Source organism: Eubacterium ramulus ATCC 29099 (assembly GCF_000469345.1).
GTDB lineage: Bacteria > Bacillota > Clostridia > Lachnospirales > Lachnospiraceae > Eubacterium_I > Eubacterium_I ramulus.
Genome location: NZ_KI271083.1, coordinates 1 through 6,365, shown reverse-complemented (window position 1 = coordinate 6,365; position 6,365 = coordinate 1). Strand labels below are relative to the sequence as shown.

Here is a 6,365-nt window from a genome sequence, read left to right as displayed (position 1 = left end):
ACCGCGATAGAAGCCACCTTGTTTACCGTAACTGCTACGGAAGCTGCTTTGCCGCCGTAAGTAACCAGTACATGATCGGTGTCTGCTGCAATGGTATCCGGTGTTACTTTGTAGTCTGTGATCTCACGGACACTTCCGTCATTGTAGGAAGCTGTCACTACCATACCTGTTGCATCAAATTTCTCACCGATGCGGTAACTTGTCTTTGCAGGCGGTGTAACGACTTCGAGTTTCTCCAGAACTACGTCTTTGACATCTACGGATACATCCGCCGTCTTTGTTACGCCACCCAGTGTGTAACTGATGGTCACATTCTGTTTTCCGGATGTTGCAAATGCTTCTTTCGCAAAACTGTAATTGCTGATTTCTTTTGTAAAGTTTCCTTCGCTTCCTTTATAGGTTGCAGTTACTTTCATGCCGGAAGCATCAAATTTCTCGCCTACATAATAGGAAGTTTTCGCCGGCTGTGCCGTTACTTCGATACTCTGCAGAGTTCCTACCGGAATGGAGATATCCGGAAGCTGTCCCATGTACGCACTTGTATTCGGAGACAGATTCTCCCATGTCTTGACCATAGCTCGATGCGCACCGTAATCGCCGCCGAATCCTGCTACGTTAAAAGTTCCTTTGGAAAGTACAAAGTGTTCTGCAGAATAGTCTTCCGGAACAATCAGTGCATCTTTTACTGTTACGATCGGGTTATTGTATCCTGAAGCATCCGTGCCTTCTTCTACGAAATTCTCAACCGTCTGTTTGTAACCTGTGGAACCGAAGAAGTAATATCCATAAGATCCACGCAGGTTTCCTGCTTTCTTTCCTTCCAGACCGCTGATTTCATTGTAGATTGCTGCTGCATCTGTATTATACAGTCTCATACGTGTTACCGGATTGAACAGCGTATCAAATGTGACGGATACTTTTTCACCCGGTGCGACTACTGCCTGATCCAGATCCTGACCGTTTACTTTTACGGTTACGTGTTTTGCGGTAATCACCTGATACTCCGCTTTTCCGTCTTTTTCCAGTTTTACGATGTTACGGCCATTTGTCAGTGGAACATTGTAGCTACCGTCTTTCTCTGCTGCCAGTGCCTTGAATCCGCTGAAGCTTAATGCATCATTTCCGATGGTCGGATTTGCAACGGATACACTGACATCTTCTGTCTCCGGTGTAAAGATATAAGTACCTGTCTTGCCGGTAAAGTAGATCGGATCCAGTTCCGCATCCAGTGCATCGCCTGCCTGTTTGCTGCTCTTGCCCTGATTCAGATCTTTGTTCAGTGTCATACCTGTGGTGATTCCACTGTTTCCGGAACCTACGGAAACGACGAATACACCGGTGTTCTCCGGCCAGATTGCGCCATAGAAACCGTTCGGATCATAGTTGTCGTAGGAATATTTGACATCATCGTGATAGTTCAGTGTCATGGAGTCATAGGTAACAAGTACGATAGCGGTACCGTTTCCTACTGCTTTCACGGTTCCGTCGTCACCTACGGTAATGACATCGCTGCTTGCCTTACCATCCAAACCTACAACCTGATAATGAAAATCCGGCTCGATGAGACGGTAATCTTTTCCCAGTACCCATGTGACATTACTGCCCCACCAGTTACGTTTTGCATCTAATTTGAAGGTATTGCCTTCCTCCAGTTTCAGATACCCCTGTGCATTAACATTCAGATACAGGTCTGCCATATTCGCGCCGCCGTTGGAAGCAGTGTTGCGATCCAGCGTTGTCTTGGTATTGCCGGACGGCTTCAGCATAGCTGTGCTGACTACGATCCTGGAATCAGCTCCGTCTACCGTTGTTCCGTTATATGTGACATAAGAAGCTCCGCTGACATGGTAGTACATTTTGCTGGTCATTGCCACATGGAAAACAAAATCAACGGTTCCGTCCTCCTGTGCAGCAGTGCTGTCTGCTTTGTACGCAGCGATCTGTCCATCTGCCATCTGCTCACAGATTGCTACCTCTGCGTCTGCCGGGGCATTGATCGTCAGTGCGCCTGTCTTCAGTTCTTCTGTCAGAGACAGTATGGAAGTATCTTTTGTGACTGCTACCCCCTGTGTTCTGGATGCCATCACGTTATGCGCTTTTACATACGCATCTGACGGAATTGCAGCCAGATAATAGGAAAGGTTCTTATTTGCACTCAGCAGCGTCGGATATACGGTATATCCATCTGCATTCACATAGGAATCACCCATGGTTGCAGTACTCACATCATTTTTCAGCTGTACGGAAAAATCTGTTGCTTCTGCTTTCTGTCCGTCAAATTCATTGGTCAGGGATACTTCGGTCTGACGCAGAAATACACGAACGGTGCGTCCATCCACAGTGCTTGTCTGACTGTCCGGAAAGGTGAATGCTCCGCCGCCCAGGCTTCTGCCCTCTGCGCTGACTGCACGGTAGGAATACGTGCCCGGATACAGTGTCATGGTATAAACGTCGTATGCATTGTAAAGTTCTGTATCTGCACTGACGTCTGCGATCACATGTTCCGTATCAAAGATGTCATGTCCTGCTTTATCGAGACCTGCGGATGGAGCAAATTTCAGTCCGTTTGCTGCCAGGATTCCCTTTGGTACATAGACTTCCACATTGTATGGCTGCTCTGTGACGGTTACGTCGCAGGAAGCTTCCACACGGTTACCCAGTGCATCTGTTGCGGTGGCGGTAATAACGGCATGTCCCGGTGTCAGACCGGTGATCTTCCCATCTTCCACTCTGACAACCTCCGGTGCGGAACTGCTCCAGTTTACTGTGGTCAGAGAAGTTTCCGGTGTCACCGATGCTTCCAGTGTCCTGCTGTCGCCCTGGATCAGATTGACTTTCGTATCAGATAAGATTACTTCCTTTACCGCTTCCTTTGCACTCTGGATCACAACCGGAAATTCTGTGGATATACCATCAGATGTAATCGTCAGCGTTCCGGTTCCTGCTTTGATACCGTTGATCTTGTATTTTTTCACAATATCCTTCGGTATTCCGCTGTTATTCGTAATGATCTCAGCAGTAAATATACTCTCATCTGAGGATTTCACACTTACTTTGTATGCGCTGACCATCAGAGTAGTAGTAGGACTCTCTGCCTCAAATTCTCTGCTTTCGCCTTCCGGCACTTTTGCAACTTTCTCATTAATTTTCGAAGCATAACCGATTCCCTTGAAGTTGACTTCTGCCCTTGCGATTCGTCCGTCTCCCGCACTTGCGATAAAGGTAACCGTTGTATCACTAGTATATGCGCTAAAAGTGACCAGACCGGTACTCTCACTGATAGCACAGCCATTATATGCCTTCAGCTTCTCCGGTTTGGAATCTCCACCGGACCAGAGTACACCTCTGACTGCCGGTTCTCCGCTGGCAGACAGTTGAAGTTCTGCCGGTTCTCTGCCGAGGAATGCGGAGTTCAGACACTCTACATCTGCACTTTTTGGTGTCACATCCAGAGTTCCTTTCAGCTGATATACCATCTGCACGGTATCGCCGATCTCTGTCTCTGCCACAACCAATACTTTTCCGGTATTGCTGGACGGGCGTTTCGTTGCCTTTGCAGTCACCGTCTGCTCTGCACTATAGATTTTTGAGAAGGAATCCTCACACTCACCCAGCAGTTTGTCATCATCCTCAATTTCTCCGTCGTATACACGTAAGTTGACATCTATATGACTATTTGGCAGTTCTTTTACCAGTGTTGCGGAAAGATCCAGATACCAGTCATCTCCGGTTGACGGAAGTTCGTATCCGGTGATTTCCATGTTGCTGACCTTGTAAGGGCTCTCAAAAACGGCACGGTACATGGTATCTTTTTCCAGTGTTATCTGTGTCCTGGCATCTCCTTCCATGGCTGTCCATGTCTCGCCGCCATCCACAGACTGCTCCCAGCGTGCAAACACATATAGTAATGTCGGTTTTGCGATCAGAGTATGTGTCTCAGCTCCGGCACGCACCTGACTGATGGTTCCTCCCATGGTCTGTACCAGACTAATCTGATGCGTCATCTCCGGCAGCTTTTCGAAAACAGGTGTGACAGAGCAGAGTTTCAATGCACCATCCTTCGTGGTGGTTCCCTCATACTCTATATAATAGGAAGTCCTGTCATTATATGCATTCTGAAACAACTTCAAATTCCAGTCAGAATCTGCAACGCTGATGAAATCTTTCAAGGCATCGGTCTCATTCGGGCCTGCTTTTACAAAAGCATCCATCGAAGCGGTTCCGGCAAAGAACGTATCACCGATCTGCCAGCCACGGAAGATATAGGCATCCGTATCCCATGCAGTATCATGCAGCTGTGCGACTTTTCCCACAGATGCGCCAATATTTGTGAACTTTTTCGGCAGGCTGCCACCTGATCCGTACAGGGTTACCTTGCTTAATGCATCATCGGATACCAGAGCTCCGTCTGCCTGCCGGAGCATTGGCTGCTCAATCTCCAGACCCGGGCGTGATCCCTCCATATAAGCGATCTTTGCGATGGCAGAGGTCGTGGATGTAGGTGTCATCCCTTCTTCCAGACCTTTGTTCGTGATAACGGCTCGATAATACTTTGTCTGTCCCGGTGTCAGCGTCGGTATATAGGTGCTCATCAGAACTGCATTCATCGCACCTCCGACACCTTCGATATCCGTAAATCTAATTCCATCATCGGACACCTGCCATGCAATAGTCAGGGTATCCTTGCTGTACGCAGTTTTGTTCGTCTTGATTCGCACACGCAGCACAGCTACTTTTTCCGAATCACCGGCATAGTAAGTGGCTGACTGCGTACTCAGGTCCATTGTTTTTGACATAAAGACCGGAGCTGGTGCTGCTGTCGCTGTATCCTCCGCCTGTACTGCGACAGGACTGTTGCTGCCTGCTGCCAGTGCTGATATGGATGACATCGGTAACAGACTGAACACCATCAGCAGAGCAAGCATCAGCGACACAATTTTTTTGCTGTGTTTTTTCATTTTCTTCTCCTTTTTCCTGTAGGCTCCCCAAAACCTTCTCCCCCATTGTAGTTTTAAAGATTCCGAGAATTTGTTGTTTACTATCTATATAAACCGCTCTCCTGCGGATTGTATCCGTTTTTTGAAAAACAAACGATTTTGATTAAAAAGAGAACTTCTGATCTTACTTTCGTAAAATCAGAAGTTCCCTTTTCCTTCAGCTTACTGATTTTTCAAAAACAACCTCTGTGCTTATTTCTTATCCTTTTCTTATGCTTCTGTAATACGATCCATCAGATCTGCAACGTCCATCAGATCTACGGTTCCGTCACCATTGATGTCGCCAAGGTAAGTATCGACTTTCTCACCGGCTGTCACTTTATCCAGAAGCTGAGCTGCATCTGTCAGATCAATGACTCCGTCGCCGTTGATGTCTCCCAGTGTTCCGCGGGCTGTTCCTACAAGAACGGTGCAGCGGGTCGGTACTACGGTTGCATCTTTGTATGTATTCATACCGCTTCCACCGTATCCGGAGCAGGTATAAGTACAGGTTCCGCTTACTTCGATGGTGTATTTACCGTCTTTCGGGAAGGTTACTTTGAACTGTCCGTGCTCATCTGTCTTAGTTCCAAGTGCTTCTGCTACGTTTCCATTTTCATCATAAACAGTAACGGTTGCATTAGCCGGAGCTGCTGTAACCGGGCTGTCCGGACCGCTGTTCATAACGCTGAGACCGTTTACGGTAAAGCTGTGCTCTGCGTTGACATCGGTTTTGTATGTTGTTTCATCAAACCATGTGTACAGATCGGAATATTCCATCGTATTTGCATATACAAAGAGTCCCAGCTGATCGCCATCATTTACTACGGTCTGTGTACCGTATACCCATGCATGGTTCAGCACATAAGATACCATACCTGTGTTGACACCCCAGAAACGGGTTACCCATCCACCGTCGGTATCTGCATAGCCATCTGCACCACCGTAATAGTATTCCTCATGTAATGCGCGGAATACATCACTCATAGTGTACTGTCCATCGCCGTCTCTGTCGTATACAGTGACCGGTGCATTCCACAGTAACGTTCCTTCTGAACCGGATACAAAAATACCCTTATCACTGTAAGATACATAAGCTGTAATATGAGCTACTGTCTCCTCTTGTTTATCTTTTACGGAGATTTCCACCGTTGTTGCTGCCAGGTCTGCCACTGCATCTTTACCGGTATAGGTGATGGTAACGGCTTTATCCTCCTTGGTCAGTCTGCTCTTCGGTGCGTAACTGTACGCTGTGGTTTCTTCTGTGCTGCCATCCTGATAAGTAACAGTTACTACCATTCCGGTCGGGTTGAACAGGTCACCTTCTTCGTACTCTGTCTTGTTCGGTGCTTTTGTCACCGCGATAGAAGCCACCTTGTTTACCGTAAC

At 47.4% G+C, this 6,365-nt stretch carries 2 protein-coding genes; both read right to left on the bottom strand.

Annotation, left to right across the window (positions count from 1 at the left end):
* On the bottom strand, positions 1–4,958 hold a 4,958-nt coding region (locus tag HMPREF0373_RS01575), incomplete at its 3' end, for a bacterial Ig-like domain-containing protein (RefSeq protein WP_021737796.1).
* A gap of 249 nt (positions 4,959–5,207) precedes the next feature.
* A partial coding sequence (locus tag HMPREF0373_RS01570) for a dockerin type I repeat-containing protein (RefSeq protein WP_021737795.1) occupies positions 5,208–6,365 on the bottom strand: 1,158 nt, incomplete at its 5' end.